Consider the following 18,285-nt stretch of genomic DNA (forward strand, 5'->3'; position numbering starts at 1 on the left):
TTCAATTCTTCTTGTCTTGCTTTAGTCATAATAACCTCTCCTAAAATACGCGACGTTCAACATTCAAACGTGCCGCTTCAACTTGATCTATTTGTTCAATTTTTACTGAGCACTGCTTAAATGCAGGTTGACGAGAATAAGGGTCTAGTAGACCTAAAGTTAAACGATTGACACAATCGTGAAAATGAAATGGAATAAACACCATATTGCGAGGAACCCTTTGCGTAAGTTGTACCATGACAACCGCATCCCCTCGCCTGCTAGTCAATCTAACGTAAGACTGGTGGCTAATACCTAGCTCAATAGCTGCATCTGGGTTCATTTCCATATATACAGTTGGGCTAAATTTATTACAGTTACCAATTTTCCCTGTTCGAGTACGGGTATGAAAATGTTCAACGACCCTGCCGCTGTTTAACCAAAAAGGAAACTCATCACAGGGTTGTTCATTATTATTGTAAAAGTTAACGGGAATTAAGTTAGCTTTGCCTGATTGTGTTTGGAATTTTCCATCAGTATATAAACGCGGATCTCCTTTTAAACTGGTTTGCCCTTCCCGATAAGGCCATTGAATACCTTTCGCTTGTTCAATTTTTTCATAACTCATGCCTGAAATATCTAATGTTCTATCTTTGCCTTTAGACAGTTGCTTCATTTCATTAAATACATCTTCAGGAGCGTCAGGAAAATTAATAATCTTGCCATTATCAAAACGTTTGGCCAGTTGGTTAAAAATCCAAAAATCAGGTTTAGCGTTTTTATATGGTGGCATGGCATTGTTTATTAAATTCACACGACGTTCTGTATTGGTATGACAGCCTTGTTTTTCAGCCCAAACAGCTGCAGGGAAATAAACATGGGAATACTGGTTCGTTTCTACATCTTCATAAACATCCTGAATCACTAAAAAATCTAAATTTTCTAATGCTTTGCGAATACGGGCTGTATTTGGCATGGAAGTCATTGGATTGGTTGCAACTATCCACATGCCTTTTATTTCACCGGTTTCAATTGCGGGAAAAATATCAGTTTCAGCTAATCCGCGTTTTTTAGGGAAAAACTCAGGATCGATACCCCAAAACTGTGCAATTTCTTTTCTATCGGCTTCGTTTTCTAGATAACGGTAACCAGGTAAGCCAGAACAAGATGACCATTCTCTTGTGCCCATAGCATTACATTGACCCGTAATTGATAAACTTGTCCCTCCTGGCTTGCCTATATTGCCAGTTATCAGGTTAAGGTTATTAATATTAGCGACACCGTCAGAGCCATGAGTTGATTGATTAATGCCCATAGTCCAAATAGACATAGCAGCTGGTGCTTTGGCGTAGATTCGTGCCACGTTTCTTATGGTATCTTCATCTATACCACAAATATGTTGTGCTGTTTTTGGTGAGTAGTCTTGTACTAAAGTTTTTATTTCATCAAAACCTTCAGTATGTGCATTAATATAGTCTTGATCTTGTAACTCTTCATTGATGATCACATACATCATTGAATTGATTAATACACAGTCGGTACCTGGGGTGATAGGCAGATGAATATCAGCAAATTGCGCCAGCATAGTGACACGAGGGTCTACAACAATCAGAGGGAACTTTCTTTTTTCTAACGCTTCTTTCAAACGCCAATAAATGATTGGATGTTGCTCCGGTAAATTTGAACCAAACGCCATAAAACAATGGGTATGTTCAAAATCATCATAACATCCTGGCGGGCCATCAGAACCAAATGATCTTTTATAACCACTTACCGCTGATGCCATGCATAAAGTCGTATTACCATCATAGTTGTTTGTGCCAATACAGCCACGAGCGAGTTTACCTAAAGTATAAAACTCTTCTGTTAATAATTGACCGCTTGAGACAATTGCAAAAGCGTCTTTACCATATTTTTTTTGTATTTCTTTTATTTTTTCAGCTGTAGTATCTAAAGCATTATCCCAAGAAGTTTTCTCAAAAGACTCAAAATGTTTTTCTCTTATTAAAGGCTCACTACCTCGACCTGGGCTTTCAAATAACTCATGCTCTAAAATACCTTTAATGCAGAGCTTTCCGCGATTTACATCAGCCCCTGCATGGCCGCGAGTTGTAACAATTTTATTTTCTTCGTTTAGACCAATTTCAATTGAACAGCCCGTAGAACAGTAATTACATGTTGTATACTTCCACTGTGCAACTTTTTTACTTGGGATTTTTATTGGTTTTCTTTTTTTTCGCCCAAACAACATAATAACTTCCTGAAATTAAATTAAACGCTCAGTAGATATAACGCAGATACTATGCCAAATAAAATATCCTTTAATTTCAATGAGTAATGCTTGATGTGATGTAATAATGTGCTTTGATGGTGAGGTGTTGGAATATATTGGTGCAATTATAATGCTGAAAAGAGTTATTGTATTATTTGCAATTTATGTCAAAAAACAATCGACCTTTTTACCGCATAGTTCTATATTTAGTTAATAAGTAAAATACTTAGGTGAAGAATATTAAGTATATATTTTTACTATTTCTTTTATTGTTTAATAACACGAGTTTTTCGAAAGAAATTAATTGGCTAGTTTATGATTTTCCTCCTTATTATATTATTGATGATTATGGTCAAGGTATGGGACGAGATGAAGGTATTATTAAACTGCTAGATAAAATGATGCCAAATTATAAATTTACTTTTATGTATATTCCAGGCTCAAGATTGATACACGAGCTATCAGATCCAAATAAGAGTTTTTGCACACTTTCTCTTTATAAAACGCCAAAAAGACAAAAACATATCGCTTTTACAGATTCTTCTTCAACAATTGGTTTGCCTGTATCAATTGCTATGAGGAAAAGTGATATTGAAGCTTTAAACATTTCTATCGATAAGCCTTTATCGTTAATTAAATTATTAGAGAATAAAAATTTGATGCTGGGCGCAATTCCTAATCGCTCTTACGGCGTTGAAATAGATTCAATCATTGCAACTACAAGATCTACACAAGTGACATTTCGTCCAGGAAGTAACGTGTTAGAGAGCATCACCAAAATGCTTGTGATGGACAGAGTTGATATTGTGTTAGGTTATCCTGATGAGCATGAATATATTGCTAAAAAGCTCGGTTTAGTTGGAGATATTATATCTCTTATGATCACTGAAACACCAAAATTTAGTGAAGGATATATAGGCTGCAATACTAATGAAATAGGCAAAAAAAATATAGCGATACTTGAAGCAACTTTACAAAAAATGCAGAGACACAATGCTTTTTATAAGATTTTAACCCGTTGGCTACCACGCAATTTTCATCCAACGATTAAGGAAATATTAAATAATAAAAACTAAGTTTTGTAAATTTAATAACCCTAAATTTGATTTTCAACATAAAAACCATGCTTTTTATCTTATTTCTTTGCACTTATTACCATTTTAATGTTTCATGTCTGTGGACAATAAAATGGAAGACACAAATGAAAAAAATTCTAACGCCAATTGCCTTAGCAATTGCACTCGCTGGTTGCCAAGCAACAGGTGATAATAATGAATCTGTTGCTGCTAAAACAGAAGTTGCAACTCAAGCAAATCCTTTTTTCGAAAAATACGATACACCTTTTGGTATCGCACCATTTGAAAAAATTAAAAATGAACATTACTTACCTGCATTTGCTAAAGGTATTGCACAAAGCAAAGCGCAAACGTTAGAAATTGCTAACTCTCCATTAAAACCTACATTTGAAAATACCATTGAAGCGATGGAAAAAAACGGTGTTTTACTGAATAAAGTAAGCAATGTTTTTTATGGTTTAACGGGTTCTATGTCAAGTGATGAAGTTCGCACGATTGCAAAAGAACTTTCTCCAAAATTATCAGCATTAAGTGATGATATTTTATTAAATGAAAAATTATTTAAACGTGTAAAATCAGTATACGATAGTAAAGACTCGTTAGAGTTACGTGTTGATCAAAAAACGTTATTAGAAGTGACTTATAAAAGCTTCGTACGTGGTGGCGCTAATTTAAATGAAAATGAAAAACAGCAATTACGTGATTTAAACCAAGAGATCAGTAAGCTTTCTTTAAAATTTGGTGAAAATTTATTGGCTGAAACAAACAGCTTTGAAGTTGTCATTGATAAAGAGTCTGATTTAGCAGGCTTACCAGCTGATATTATTGCTGCTGCTGCACAAACTGCTATCGAGCGTGGTCATAAAGGTAAATGGGTATTCACAACGCATAGACCAAGTAAAAACCCATTTTTAACTTACGCTGAAAATCGTGAGCTACGTAAAGCCGTTTATAATGGTTATACACATCGTGGTGATAACAATAATGAATTTGATAATAAAAAACTAGCATCTAAAATTGCTTCTTTACGTTACCAACGCGCACAAGTCTTAGGTTACAAAACCCATGCTGATTATGTTTTAGAAAATGCGACAGCAAAAACACCACAAAATGTATTTAAATTGTTAGATCAAGTTTGGCCTGCAGCACTTGCTAAAGCTAAAATTGAAGCTGCAGATATGCAAAAAATGATTGATGCTGAAGGTGGCAAGTTTGAATTAGAAGCTTGGGATTGGTGGTATTACGCAGAAAAAATCAGAAAAGATCGTTATGACCTAGATGCTTCTGAAGCAAAACCATACTTTTCTTTAGAAAATACATTACAAGGTATTTTTTATACAGCAGAAAAGCTCTGGGGTGTGACATTTGTGGAACGTTTTGATGTACCAAAATATCATGAAGATGTACGTACTTTTGAAATGTTTGAAAAAGACGGTACAAGTGCGGGTTTATTCCTAACAGATCACTATGTGCGTGAAAGCAAACGCGGCGGTGCTTGGATGAGTTCATTCCGCAAGCAACACCGTATGTATGGTGAAGATGTAAAGCCTATTATCTACAATGTATTAAACTACCCTCGCCCAGTAGGCGATACGCCAACATTATTAACTTTTGATCAAGCATCAACATTGTTCCATGAATTTGGTCATGCGATTCAAGGTTTATTATCAAATGGTTATTACCGTTCTCAAACGGGTACTGCTTTACCGCGTGATTATGTTGAGTATCCATCACAAGTAATGGAAAACTGGATGATGGAACCTGAAGTGTTAGCACAATTTGCTAAACACTATAAAACAGGTGAAGTAATTCCTATGGCGTTGATTGAAAAGATCCAAGCTGCGGGTCAATTTAATCAAGGTTTTGGTACAACAGAATACTTAGCCGCAGCATTATTAGATATGAATTGGCATTCACTTGAAACTGCTGAACTTCAAGATGCAGATGCATTTGAAAAATCATATTTAGATAAAATTGGTTTAATCAAAGAGATTGCACCTAGATATCGTACAACTTACTTCTCTCATATATTCGCTGGTGGATACTCATCAGGTTATTATGGGTACATTTGGTCAAATATCTATGATGCTGATACTTGGGAAGTATTTAAAGAAAAAGGTATCTTTGATCAAGCTACAGCTGAAGGTTACCGTAAACATGTACTAGAACCTGGCGGTACAGAAGATCCAGCGCTTATGTACAAGCGATTTAGAGGTCAAGATCCAAAAATTGAACCTTTATTAAAACGTCGTGGTTTATTAAATAAATAGTATTTAGTAATAAATAATGATTAAAGCCCTCTAATTTTATAAATTAGAGGGCTTTTTATTTTAACTTATGAGATATAATTAATGTATTAAACACATGTAAGAATATTTTATGACTGAAGAACACTTTTGGACATTAGTTCAAGCTCCTGACTTTCACGCAACTCCTGATGAAATCTCTGAAAACTTAAAAAATAAACTAGAACAGCTTTGCGATTCTGAACTTGCTGATTTTGATAAATACTTTAATCAAAAGATGCGTATTAGTTATACATGGGATTTATGGGCTGCTGCTTTTATTATTTGTGGCTGTAATTCTGAATATGCTTTTTCAGAATTTCGTTCTTGGTTAATTTCACGTGGTCGTGCCATTTTTGATAAAGCACTTGAAAATCCAGATAATTTAGCTGGTTATGATGTAATTCCTGTAAAAGATGAACAACCTTACCCTTATCTAGATGAATATGATCTTTTAGCAGGTCAAATATACGAAAACAGAAATGAAGATGAACTTCCTTTTGTACCATCTGGTGTTGATGAACCTCAAGGGAAACGTTTTAAAAACAAAGCTAAATTTCTAAAATTACAATATCCAGAATTATTTAAATTATATTGGCAATGATCTACCAGAAATATGATTTTAATCATAAGAATCAAATAGTATTGTTTGTATAATTCGAAAATAAATTAATATATGAAGGCCTAAAAATTATGTCGTGTGATTGTGATAGCCAGCAAGGGTATTTACTGCCTTTTGAAGATGCACTTAAACGTTTATTATGTAGTGCTGTACCAAGTCTTGACGCTGAATTGATTTCAATAAATAAAGCATTTGGGCGTATTCTAGCACAAGATATTACCTCTCCTGTTAATGTGCCACCGCATCACAACTCTGCGATGGATGGTTATGCTTTAAGAAGTGAAGATTTAGAGAGTAATAATACCCTAAACAAGGTTGGTTACTCTTTTGCTGGACAGCCATTTGAGGGCATAGTTGAACAAGGTCAATGTGTTCGCATTATGACTGGAGCCGTGATCCCACAAGGTGTTGATTGTGTGATTATGCAAGAAAATACTGAAGTGGCTGAGGACAAAATTACTTTTATTAAACCTGCTGCTAAAGGCGCTAATATCCGTAACTTAGGGGAAGATATTCAGAAAGGCGCTTTAGTTTTAAATAAAGGTCATAAATTAGTTGCTGCTGATATTGGTTTACTTGCGTCATTAGGCATTGAAGCAATTGATGTATTTTCAAAAGTAAAAGTAGCTGTAATGTCGACAGGTGATGAATTAGTCGAACCAGGTGGTCAATTAAAGGCTGGTCAAATTTTTGAATCTAATAGGTATACCGTTATTTCAATGCTTAAAGAGTTACCGGTTGAAATCATAGATTTAGGCATTATTAGCGATGATCAAATGATTTTAAGAAATACATTTGAACATGCAAATAAAGTTGCCGATGTTGTCGTTTCTTCAGGTGGTGTGTCTGTAGGTGAAGCGGATTATGTCAAAGATATATTAACCGAAATGGGTGAAATTAACTTTTGGAAAATTGCGATAAAACCTGGAAAACCATTTGCATGTGGAAAGTTACCTGATAGCTATTTTATTGGTTTACCAGGCAATCCGGTTTCTGCGACTGTCACTTTTGATCAGTTAGCGATCCCATTTATTAAAAAATTATCCGGTGAAAATCAAACTGTTAGGACAAGATTAAATGCAGTTTCGATTGCTGACTTTAAAAAACGTCCAGGTAGGTTAGAGTTTCAGCGAGGTATCGCAAGTCAAGATGAAGCGGGTTTATGGCAGGTTAACTCTACTGGTAAACAGGGATCTGGCATTTTAAGCTCGTTAAGCCGTGCTAATTGTTATGTCATGTTAGTGCAAGATTCATATGGTGTATCTTCAGGTGAAGACGTTACTATTGAGCTTTTTAATCAAAAATCATAATTAAGTCACATTAGCTATATCACTTCCGATAATTCACTTGTCATTTAATTATCGGAAATGCTATAAAAGTTCAACCTGAGCTACATACGTCAAATCCTAAATACCATGTCAGTTATATTTCTAATTTTTTCTTTAAATTAAGCAATAATGTAGAGTTTAAACTCTATTTAGTGTTTGGCAGCATAAAACTAATTAACTGTTTAATCATATATTTACCGCCTTTAGTCCCTAAATGCAGCCCTGTAATAAAATATTACATTTTCTTAATGAACTTTTGTATACAGTATAAGGTATTCCGTATAGCCTAGAAATAGTTTCACTTAATGAGTGTGTGAAACAAATACAAAATGTTATATCAAAAAATTATACGGGATAATAATGAAAACATTTAAGACAACACCACTTATGTTAGCAATGCTAACAGCATTAACAGCGCCAACTATTCAGGCTGCAGAAGGCGCAAAAGATGTTGAGCGTATTATGGTTACGGGTTCAAGGATTGCGCGTACAGAATTAGCATCAACTTCTCCTATCACTGTTATAGACAAACAATCCATGATTAATATGGGGATCACTGATGTAAGTTCAGCATTACGTCGTCTACCAGCACTAACGGGCAATACAACAAATAACCAAAGTAGCTCAGGTGCAAATTCTATTCAAACAGCAACATTACGGGGAATAGAAGCAACAAATACCTTAGTATTGGTTAATGGACGTCGTGTTGTAGGTTCTGATGCCAATGGTTTAGTTGATTTGTCAGGTATACCGTTTGAAGCTGTTCAAGAAATGCAGGTACTTAAAGATGGTGCATCTGCAATTTATGGCTCTGATGCGATAGCGGGTGTTATTAATATCATAACTAAGCAAAGGTTTGATGGTTTTGATGTGAGTACACATTATGGTATTTCATCAGAAGGTGATGCTCAGGAACGTAAAGTTGGATTAGTAACGGGTGCAAGTACTGATAAAGCCAGTTTTATGCTTGCAGCATCAACAACCAATGTCTCAGGCTGGAAAGAAAGAGATCGTCATTTAACACATGATGCTGATTTTGGTTTTATCGGTGGTGATAATAAACGCTCAAGTACAGCACCAAATGCAAAGTTATCAGGTTTTGGTCTAGGTGAAGGCAATTGGACAGTATTAGATGCAGCTAACCCAAGTGTTGTAGTGCCTTTTGATTACGATACTATGGGTTATAATTATCGTGATGTGCAGTCAGGTGCAAATGATAGTAAAACAACTTCAATATTTATGACTGCTGACTATCAATTAAATGATGATACGCGCTTCTTTAGTGAGTTATCTTTCCATGATGGATTTGTTCAAGGTAATCAGGCTCCTCCTGGTGTAGATACCGGTTGGTATGCAGGTGGTGCTGAAACACCAAACGCATTTTTAGGCTATGATGATGCAGATGGTAATCACTTTGGTGTAGGCCCAAATCAAAAATATAATCCTTTTGGTGTTGCAGGTAATGTAGCACGTCGTTTTAGTGAATATGGTCCCCGTATTTATAAAACAGAGAATAAAATAAATCGTTATACTTTAGGTTTACAAGGGGTTGTTGCTGATGAGTATGATTGGGAAGTTGTATTTTCTCAACAATCTGCGGAACTTGTAACTTCAGGTGGTTCTCAACCATCAATTAATCGTATTGAACGTGCTTTATCGGACGAATGTGAGACTGATGAAGATCCAAATTGTGTAGCATTAAACGTTTTTGGTCCAGAAGGGTCAATTACACAAGAAATGCTTGATTACATAAATATCACGGTCCCAGTTCAAACTAACAAAAATGATTTAATGTTTATACAAGGTAGTGTTTCAGGTCCATTAATGGAGCTACCAGCGGGTGAAATGATGTTTGCTGTGGGTGTAGAATATCGTGAAGATCAACTAACTCAAGAAGTTGATATCAGTCAGCGCACAGAAAGTTTTGATGTATCTTGGGCTTCTGCAAGTACTCCTGTTATTTCACCTGTTCGTGAAATCACTGAGCTTTACTTAGAAACGAAAATTCCAGTACTTGATAACTTAGAGCTTGAAGCCGCAGTTAGATATACCGAGTATAGCGATATCGACGAAAGTACCACCAACCCTAAGTTTGGTGTTATTTATAAACCTATGGATGAGCTAACGTTACGTGGTAGTTTCAGTACTGGTTTTAGAGCACCTACAATGGCGCAAATGTACCAAGGCCAAACAGTTAGCTTAACTGAAGATTTACATGATCCGTGTAATCCAGATAATACAGAAAATTATTTTAATACGAGTATTCCTGGATGTCAGGGATTAGATCCTGCTGTAAGTAAAAATACCATTCTAAGTTCAAATGTAATTGGTGGTGGTAACCCAGATCTTAAGCCTGAAGAAGCTGATAACATGACTTTAGGTATTGTATATGAAGCATCTGATAATCTTGCTTTTACTTTAGATTATTTTGAAATTGAACAAAGCAATGTTGTATTTGCAAGTACAAATTATGTAATCGATCAATATGTTGCTGGTAACCCTGATTATGCTAATGATGTAGAACGTTCAAACAATGGTACTGGTTATATTTCATCAACTTATGCTCCTGCTAATAATATCGCATCTCGTAATATTTCAGGTGTTGATTTAAATGCTAATTACTTATTCGAAACACAAATTGGTGAATTTAGAGTGAATATGGATGTATCTCGTATGCTTGCTTTTGAAGTGCAAGATACAAACGATACACCATTTAGAGATATTGTAGGTGACTACGATAGTGCATTTGGCAGTATTCCTGAAACAAAAGCAACTTTACAGCTTGATTGGAGCATGGATAATATGCGTGCAACTTATGATGCGACATATAATTCAGAAATTGAAGGTAAAAATGTAATGGCTTCAACGGTTTCCCATAATGTTCAAGTGGGTTACTTCATTGAAGAATACAAAATGGATGTGAAGTTTGGTATTCAAAACGTATTTGATAAAATGCCTCCTTACCTAGAAAATGGCGTAACAGGCACTGATGATAATTTATATTCATTTCGTGGACGTTTCTTCTACGGTGATGTATCAGTTTCATTTTAACCAAATGGTATAAATAACTTGGGGGTTTAATTCCCCAAGTTTTGCTTAAAAATTAAAACTTCCCTAAATAAAGTCATTTTTAACATTTATTGTTAATTACACTGCTTTTCTTCTATGGGTTTTGCCAAAACTTCTATTAAATTAATACCCTCTGAATCCATACTGGTTTTAAAGCTTTGCTTAAATTCATTGACAGTTTTACACGTTGTAGAGTTTCCTGAATAAGCTTGAATGATATTATGCACATTGAATTTTTCATCGTTACAGTTGTAAATATTGGCATCACTGCTTTTACCTAAATCATATATATTGTTGCGCATATAAATGATAGTAACTTGAGTATTATCTTTTAAAAAATTTATTAATTCATTTAGTTGAAAATGAAATCCGCCATCACCTATGATGATCACAGTCCTATCTTTATTGCCAGTTTCTTGAATTTTTTGGCAAATAAACATATGGCGTATGATCTTCACTTTGCAGCTCATTTAATTTGTCAGCTAAATTATTAAAATCTAAATCATCTTTTGGTTTTATATTTATGTGTGTCTCTATAGGTTTCTATTTTCTGAGTGCCTGTGCCAAATGCTGTATTTGAGTCTTGTGCAAGAATGCTTGTTGCTATTTCTAAAACATAATCGGTTTGAGATTCAATGTAGTCTTTACCTGATGTTTGTGTAAACACACCGTTATATGCACCTAAACACAAAGGCGAAAACTCATCAAACATGCCTTTAGCAAACCAACTTGTAGCAAATGGAATGTTAAATTTTTCTGAAAACTTGATCTCTTGGTACTTCTATAAATACAGGTTGTTTTGTTCTATAAGCATTGGCCACAATTTGATAAAATTGCTCTCCAGCAGTATTTGGCTGACCAACTGATCTTTGCCTGCTGTAAACTCACTTGTTTGATAAAAAGATCTTCGGCATTAACGATTCAATACATCATTAATTGTAACCGCTGCAATAGGCATTACTTGAGCACTTAATTCTTTTGGTACACCTAATTAGTCTAAAGTGGACTGTAGATGACCTGCTACAGCCATAAAGTGTGTTTCATTAAGGCCATTATTAACTAAGGGGGTATGTACATTCTTCAAAGGTTTACCTGCATAGTTATTAGGTCCACCAAAAGCAAAGGTAAAAAAGCTTTTTGATTTATTTCTTTGTGCATCCATATCGGTGCTTTCAAAAAAATGGCTGATAGACTCATCCATTAAAACTTTTCTATAAAATAAATCTACGGCTGCATTTACAGCGCCTTCTCCCCCAATACTTTCAAATAACGAATCGCTCATATCACTCTCCCTGATACTATTTTTTATGATTTCGCTACGATTTCAAGTATAGAAAGAAATATTTAGAGTGCTGTGATCTTTTAATTTAATTTTTTAAACTATTAGACTAAAGTCTAATAAGGTGACTGCTTACATTAAAAAACAATGGAAGTTTTGGAGGTACTGATGAGTACTGCTAATAAGTTTCAATTTGTAAAAGTATTTATTTACGTAATAAGTATTATTATGATGTTTAATTTGATGTCTAGTGAGTATACAAACTGGGTAGCAAAATTGAATTGTCAGGATAAATGTGCAGTTCAGGGATTCAAAAATTGTACTTATACCCCAGAAAATTATAATAAAGGTCAATCAGAGCGCTGTTTATGTGGCGCCCAAACTGACCATTATTTAGTCTTAAATTAACACTTATTATACTTGAAATACCTTATTAACCGGTAAGTCTCTGATCCGTGTTTTACTTGCATGGTAAATGGCGTTTGTAATGCTAGGTGCAACAGGTGGCACACCAGGCTCGCCAATACCACCAGGTGGTGCATCAGAGTCAACTAAGTGTACGAAGAGTTTAGGTACTTGATTGATTCTGGTAACAGGATAATCATGAAAATTACTCTGCTCAACTATGCCTTTATCTACTGTTATTTCACCCATGAGGGCGATTGATAGACCAAAAATCATAGCGCCTTCCATTTGTGCTTTTACGCGATCTGGTGTTACAACTATACCGCAATCAACTGCCGTATGCATTTCCAAAACTGTGACTTTTTTATCTTTAACCTCAACTTTAGTGGCCGCAGCGACAAAAGAGCCAAAACTGCGTAAAAAGCTGATGCCCCACCCTTGTCCTTGAGGTAGTTTGTGTTCAACATTCGCTTTATCGCTGATCAGATTGATTATATGTTTGATTCGTTTTGTATCTATAGGATGTGCTTTAGGATCTAAATTATAATTAGAATATTTGAAACCATTTTCAGTTGGATCAACAACTCTGTCTGAACCTATTAAATCTAGCCACATTTTTCTTGGTGGCACTTGTGCTTTCACTGCTAATTCATCAACAAAAGAGCCTAATGCAAACCCATTATTAATACAGGCGACTGAGCGTACCCAACCTGGACGTACAAAAGAATCAACCTCATGATTCTCATAACTTAATGTATTTAAATCAAAAGGCAAGTCGGTAAAACCTAAAGAGAGCTGACTATCACTGGGTGTTTTAGTTTTATCATTAAAAAGCCAACCGATTGGCGGGTAAGCGTTTCTTGAAATTAAATTATCGACTTTGCCATTATCTAAAATTTCAGCTTTGAAATAGTTAGCGGCGCTTGAGTGATAAAATCCATGTTTAATGTCATCTTCACGACTCCAAATTACTTTTATTGGACGCCCTGTGGCCTTTGCTAGTTCCACGGCCTCTATAATAAAATCACCTTTAGACTTACGGCCAAATGCACCACCCATCAAGGTGACATTTAGCTCAACTTTATGCGCATCCTCTCGCTTTAAGCCAAGTTCTTGTGCAACCATGCCTTGTGCCCATTGCGGATTCTGAGTACCAGCCCAAATAGTACATTTATCACCTTGAATCATGGCTGTGGCAGCGGGTGTTTCCATAGGTGCATGATTAATATAAGGGACTGTATATGTGGCCTCTAGGGTATTTTGTGGATTGTATTTATGTGCATATACATCACCTTTACTATTTACCGCATTGCCTGGTTGATTAACTTTTGTGATCAGCTCTTTTTTAAATGATTCGCTATTATGAACTTGTTTGTTGCCATGATCCCACTGAATTAAAAGCTTTTTTCTGCCTTCAATTGCAGCCCATGTATTAGTTGCCACAACTGCAATACCCGATAAAGGCATTACGTTTACCGGAAACGGCCGTTCTTTTAGTTGAATGACATCAACAACCCCTTTTACTTTTTTAGCTTCTGTAGCATCAAAAGATTTAACTTTTCCACCAACTACAGGCGGTCTTTGAATGCTAGCGATTAACATATTGTCTAGTTGAATATCTTGCGCATACTGTGCTTTACCTTCAACAATATTATCTAGGTCTACTTGTTTTACGTCTTTGCCAATTAACGAGAAGTCCGTATTAGCTTTTAATTTAATCGTTTTAGGATCTGGCGGTGTTAATTTCGCTGCATGTTTTGCTAACTCACCAAAACCAATCTTTTGCCCAGTTGTTTTATGGTGAATATAATGTTGTTTTGCTTGCACTGCTGATTTATCTACTTGCCAAATATTTGCAGCTGCTTGCTCTAACATATCTCTAGCAACGGCACCTGTTTGTCGAATTGTTGTAAAATAATTACGAATTGATGCTGAACCTGCTGTACCTTGTGAACCATATTTTCTATCGGCTTTGGCTTGTACAACCGAGATCTTATTCCAATCAGCTTCAAGTTCATCCGCTATGATTTGTGGAACACTTGTTCTGATCCCTTGGCCCATTTCTGATCTATGACATACTAAAGTGACATCACCATTGCTATCTAGACTTACAAAAAAGTTAAGTTCGTGATTGCCTACTTCCTCAGCTTGTACTTTTGATAAAGGCAAATTCACACCCAACATAAAAGCTGTGGCACTAATGCCTGATAGCTTTAAAAAATCTCTACGGCTTACATTTTCAATATTTTTCATTATCGAATATCCTTATTATTTTTTTGCTGCCGATTGAATTGCTTTTTTTATTCTTTTATAGGTACCACAGCGACAAATATTGCCTTGCATAAAGCTTTCTATTTGTTGCTCTGTAGGATCTGAATTGTGTTTTAATAATGCAGCTGCACTCATCATTTGACCACTTTGACAATAACCACATTGCGGCACTTTGAACTCTTTCCATGCAATTTGTATTTTATGGTCATCACTTCCCCCTAAACCTTCAATTGTTGTTATGTTTTTATCTGCTACAACTGAAATTGGTGTGATACAAGATCTGATCGCTTGACCATCTAAATGAACTGTACAGGCGCCACATTGTCCAGCACCACAGCCGAATTTTGTACCTGTTAATTTAAGTTCATCTCTTAATGCATATAACAATGGCATTTGAGGTTCGATATCAAGTTTCAGAATTTTATTATTGACGGTTAAACTGATCATACTTGCTCCGGTTGATTGTTTTTTGCTGACTAATTATTCGATTATCAATTTTTTAATTGGAATAAGCTAACTCGATAATCGTTTCTTGTTGATAAAAACCTAAAGATTTCGCGGTGCTGTTTTCAATTTTGGCATGCGCTTGAGATAAGATAGATAAAGCGATTGATTCAGGCAATTCACCGCCTAAATCTAAGCCTATTGGGTTTGCTAATGGCTTTTTAAAAGTAAGTGGTGTAAGACCAGCTTGTGAAAATACTTTTTCAGTTCTATGTTGTGGGCCTAATAAACCGATATATTTTGCTTTTGAATCATTTGCCAAATTAAGTGCTTGGGCATCTAAACTTACATTGTGGTGCATAATGACAATTGCATCAGCTTGTTGAATTTTTACATCATCAGTTAATGTTTTATAGTTTTGTTTGATTATGGCGTTAGCCTCTTTAAAGTATGCGTTTCGTGCGTAGCCAGGGCGACTATCTATTAACGTAATATCCCAACCTAGCGTATTTGCCATTTTAATAAGGGGTTTACTATCAATCCCACCACCAAAAACGATTAATGATGGCGTTGGGAAAATTTTGATATTAAAAAAGGAGTTTAAATTAGCTTCACTTTGAATAGTAAAAACATGATTGTTACTCGACTCTAAATTGACTTGGTAGGTGCATTGCTTTCTCTGAGCCAATACATCTTTTAGCTTTATCAGGTCTAAGTAATTATTGTTTTTAAGGATTGGCTGCAAAAGTACTTTGACTAAACCGCCACAACCTATTCCCAACTGCCAAGCGATATCAGCCTCATCTTGCATATCATAACATACAGAAATATTGCTATTTTTAGTTATGCATTTTTGAGCTTGTCGTAATAAATCTGATTCAAGACAGCCGCCACTTAATAAGCCATAACTTTTTCCTAAACTATTAAAAAGCATGATAGCGCCCGCTTTTCGATAAGAGGAACCTTTAGTCTCTATAATACTTGCTAAAACCCACTGACACTCATCTTTTTGTTTAAACCAAATATCTAATAAAGGGGCTAACCGATTACTCATTTATTATTTTTCTTATGCAATCATTTAATTACAGTTAAGATAGTTGACTATGACTATAAATCATAATAAATAAATGTAACTAATTACGAATGTGTTAGTTATTAATTTTATTAAACAAGTGAGATTTATGAAGGTTATCTTCTAATACAGCGAGTGCAACAGATACTTCATCATCACTAAAAATACTCTCATAGGCATAAGTGACTTCTATCTCTGCAAAAATACTATTTGTAATGTGTTGATGTGCCGTTTCTAATTCATTAATTAGTTGCTTGGCTAAATAGATATTCGTATCAGGGCAGTAAATAATAAATTGCTCCGAATGTCATTGTACTATCAATTGTGAAGCAGTTAATTGATCAGTTACATGATTTAAGTATTGTATTAGGGAGTGTTCAGCTAGAGAGACCTAAGCGCTCTTTTATCCTTTGTAGGCCTTGTATATCAACTAAAATAAGTGATACCGGATATTGGGCTGATTGAGGTAAGTCGGTTAATAATTTTTGATTACTCGACGGTTGGGTAAATGAGTGAGCGGATCGATTAGTGACAGTCCTTAACAATACAGTGATAGGTATTTCGCTTCTTTCCACCTTCTGTATGAAAGTGCAATAAAACAAAAAGAACTGACTATTAAGGTAGGGATAATTTCATCAAGTTCCAATTGTTCAAATTTTCTTGATGCTTTATATAAAAGTTCAAAGGTTTCGATAAAACAAAAAATGACAACGGTATATACAACTGCGTAACATATCACATAGAGATCTTTTATTGTTCTTTTTTTATATGATCTTTTATTTTATCAGGCAAAATAATCACCTGTTTGTTACATAAATTATTTATATCAAATTAAACAATAATAAAGAATCGCTTTTTGTAATAAATAGGTAATATTTGGAAGTCGTTTATTATTTATTGGCGCGGAAATAGTTGTGAAAAGGTAAAGCAACCAGCCTGTACTGGTTGCTTATATTGATTAACTTATTTAGTTAAATCATCAAAAAACTTTTTAACACCATCAAAAAAGCCTTGCTCTTTTGGACGATTCTTTGAATTATTATCGCTCATACTATCTTCAAATTCTTGAAGCAGTTCTTTTTGACGCTCGTTTAATTTTACAGGTGTTTCAATAACAACTTTACAAATTAAATCACCAATCGCGCCACTGCGTACAGACTTAACACCTTTGCCACGCATACGGAACATTTTATCTGTCTGACATTCAGCTGGGATTTTTAATTTTGCTCTACCATCTAGTGTCGGTACTTCAATACCACCACCTAATGCGGCAGTTGTAAAGCCAATTGGCACTTCACAATAAAGGTTGTTACCATCACGTGTGAAAATAGCATGTTCACGTACTGAAACTTGAACATATAAATCACCGGCTGGTGCACCATGTACGCCTGCCTCACCCTCACCTGAAAGGCGAATACGATCCCCAGTATCAACACCTGCTGGTATTTTCACAGATAAAGTTTTGTTTTTTTCAACACGACCTTGTCCATGACAATGTTTACATGGGTCTGATATGATTTGGCCTTGACCACCACAAGTAGGACAAGTTTGTTGCACAGCAAAGAAACCTTGTCGCATTTGAACTTGACCTGAACCATGACAGGTTGTACATGTTTTTGGTTTTGAGCCTTTCTTAGCGCCACTGCCATCACATGGTTCACAACCAACCCAAGTTGGAACTTTAATTTCCACTTCTTTACCACGGACAGCTTCTTCTAAACTTAATTCCATGTTGTAGCGTAAATCGGCACCGCGTTGCTGACGAGATTGACGTCGACCGCCGCCGCCGCCACCAAATATATCACCAAATACATCACCAAAAATATCGCCGAAGTCACCTTGGCCGCCGCCGTAACCGCCACCGCCGCCGCCTTGTTCAAATGCAGCATGACCGTATTGATCATAAGTTTGACGTTTTTGACTATCACTTAGAATTTCATAAGCATCTTTTACTTCTTTAAATTTAGCTTCTAATGCTTTATCACCTGCCGTACGGTCTGGGTGATATTTCATTGCTAATTTTTTATATGCTTTTTTGATGTCTCTTTCACTGGCATCTTTTGAGATCCCAAGGACTTCATAACAATCGCGTTTAGACATAATTTTCTCTGTATCAATTTAACTCGAATTAATTGACAATTAAGTTTATTGAAAAAATCTTAATTGCGAATTAATACAAAGGG

13 protein-coding genes are annotated in these 18,285 nt (G+C 35.4%); 5 read left to right on the plus strand and 8 right to left on the minus strand.

Annotated features, from left to right (window positions below; translation table 11 throughout):
- Positions 1-40: 40 nt before the first annotated feature.
- A complete protein-coding gene (locus PSA_RS19030; protein ID WP_042145569.1) occupies positions 41-2,230 on the minus strand; it encodes a molybdopterin oxidoreductase family protein in 2,190 nt (729 codons plus the stop codon).
- A gap of 251 nt (positions 2,231-2,481) precedes the next feature.
- Between PSA_RS19030 and PSA_RS19035 the strand changes: the two genes are divergently transcribed.
- The 5 genes from PSA_RS19035 (at position 2,482) to PSA_RS19055 (ending at position 10,613) form a co-directional block, all read left to right on the plus strand.
- Positions 2,482-3,327: a TIGR02285 family protein gene (locus tag PSA_RS19035; RefSeq protein WP_082305825.1), complete on the plus strand. Its 846-nt coding sequence runs from the start codon at positions 2,482-2,484 to the stop codon at positions 3,325-3,327.
- A gap of 125 nt (positions 3,328-3,452) precedes the next feature.
- On the plus strand, positions 3,453-5,597 hold the full coding sequence (locus PSA_RS19040; protein WP_082305826.1) for a M3 family metallopeptidase: 2,145 nt from the start codon (positions 3,453-3,455) through the stop codon (positions 5,595-5,597).
- 109 nt (positions 5,598-5,706) lie between these two features.
- Positions 5,707-6,216, plus strand: a complete 510-nt coding sequence (locus PSA_RS19045) for a DUF4240 domain-containing protein (RefSeq protein WP_042145571.1) — start codon at positions 5,707-5,709, stop codon at positions 6,214-6,216.
- Positions 6,217-6,305: 89 nt separating this feature from the next.
- Positions 6,306-7,544, plus strand: coding sequence for a molybdopterin molybdotransferase MoeA (gene moeA, locus PSA_RS19050; protein WP_042145573.1), 1,239 nt, complete (start codon positions 6,306-6,308; stop codon positions 7,542-7,544).
- Positions 7,545-7,922: 378 nt separating this feature from the next.
- Positions 7,923-10,613: a TonB-dependent receptor gene (locus PSA_RS19055; protein ID WP_042145576.1), complete on the plus strand. Its 2,691-nt coding sequence runs from the start codon at positions 7,923-7,925 to the stop codon at positions 10,611-10,613.
- A gap of 92 nt (positions 10,614-10,705) precedes the next feature.
- On the opposite strand, the gene PSA_RS19060 is transcribed toward PSA_RS19055, so the two are convergent.
- The 7 genes from PSA_RS19060 to dnaJ form a co-directional block, all read right to left on the minus strand.
- Complete coding sequence (locus tag PSA_RS19060) at positions 10,706-11,089, minus strand: thiamine pyrophosphate-dependent enzyme (RefSeq protein ID WP_193216508.1); 384 nt, start codon at positions 11,087-11,089, stop codon at positions 10,706-10,708.
- Between the two features lie 44 nt (positions 11,090-11,133).
- Positions 11,134-11,343 carry a hypothetical protein gene (locus PSA_RS19065; protein ID WP_042145580.1) on the minus strand — a complete coding sequence of 70 codons (210 nt, stop codon included), beginning with the start codon at positions 11,341-11,343 and terminating at the stop codon, positions 11,134-11,136.
- A gap of 279 nt (positions 11,344-11,622) precedes the next feature.
- Positions 11,623-11,913 (minus strand): group 1 truncated hemoglobin, encoded by a 291-nt coding sequence (locus tag PSA_RS19070; RefSeq protein WP_127924119.1) that lies wholly within the window; start codon positions 11,911-11,913, stop codon positions 11,623-11,625.
- Positions 11,914-12,324: 411 nt separating this feature from the next.
- Positions 12,325-14,568, minus strand: a complete 2,244-nt coding sequence (locus PSA_RS19080; protein ID WP_042145585.1) for a molybdopterin cofactor-binding domain-containing protein — start codon at positions 14,566-14,568, stop codon at positions 12,325-12,327.
- A 15-nt stretch (positions 14,569-14,583) separates the two neighbouring features.
- Positions 14,584-15,033, minus strand: coding sequence for a (2Fe-2S)-binding protein (locus PSA_RS19085; RefSeq protein WP_042145587.1), 450 nt, complete (start codon positions 15,031-15,033; stop codon positions 14,584-14,586).
- A 52-nt stretch (positions 15,034-15,085) separates the two neighbouring features.
- Positions 15,086-16,084, minus strand: coding sequence for an XdhC family protein (locus tag PSA_RS19090; RefSeq protein WP_042145590.1), 999 nt, complete (start codon positions 16,082-16,084; stop codon positions 15,086-15,088).
- Positions 16,085-17,065: 981 nt separating this feature from the next.
- Positions 17,066-18,202 carry a molecular chaperone DnaJ gene (gene dnaJ, locus PSA_RS19095; RefSeq protein WP_042145593.1) on the minus strand — a complete coding sequence of 379 codons (1,137 nt, stop codon included), beginning with the start codon at positions 18,200-18,202 and terminating at the stop codon, positions 17,066-17,068.
- Positions 18,203-18,285: the final 83 nt, after the last annotated feature.

Source organism: Pseudoalteromonas sp. '520P1 No. 423' (assembly GCF_001269985.1).
Taxonomy (GTDB): Bacteria; Pseudomonadota; Gammaproteobacteria; order Enterobacterales; family Alteromonadaceae; genus Pseudoalteromonas.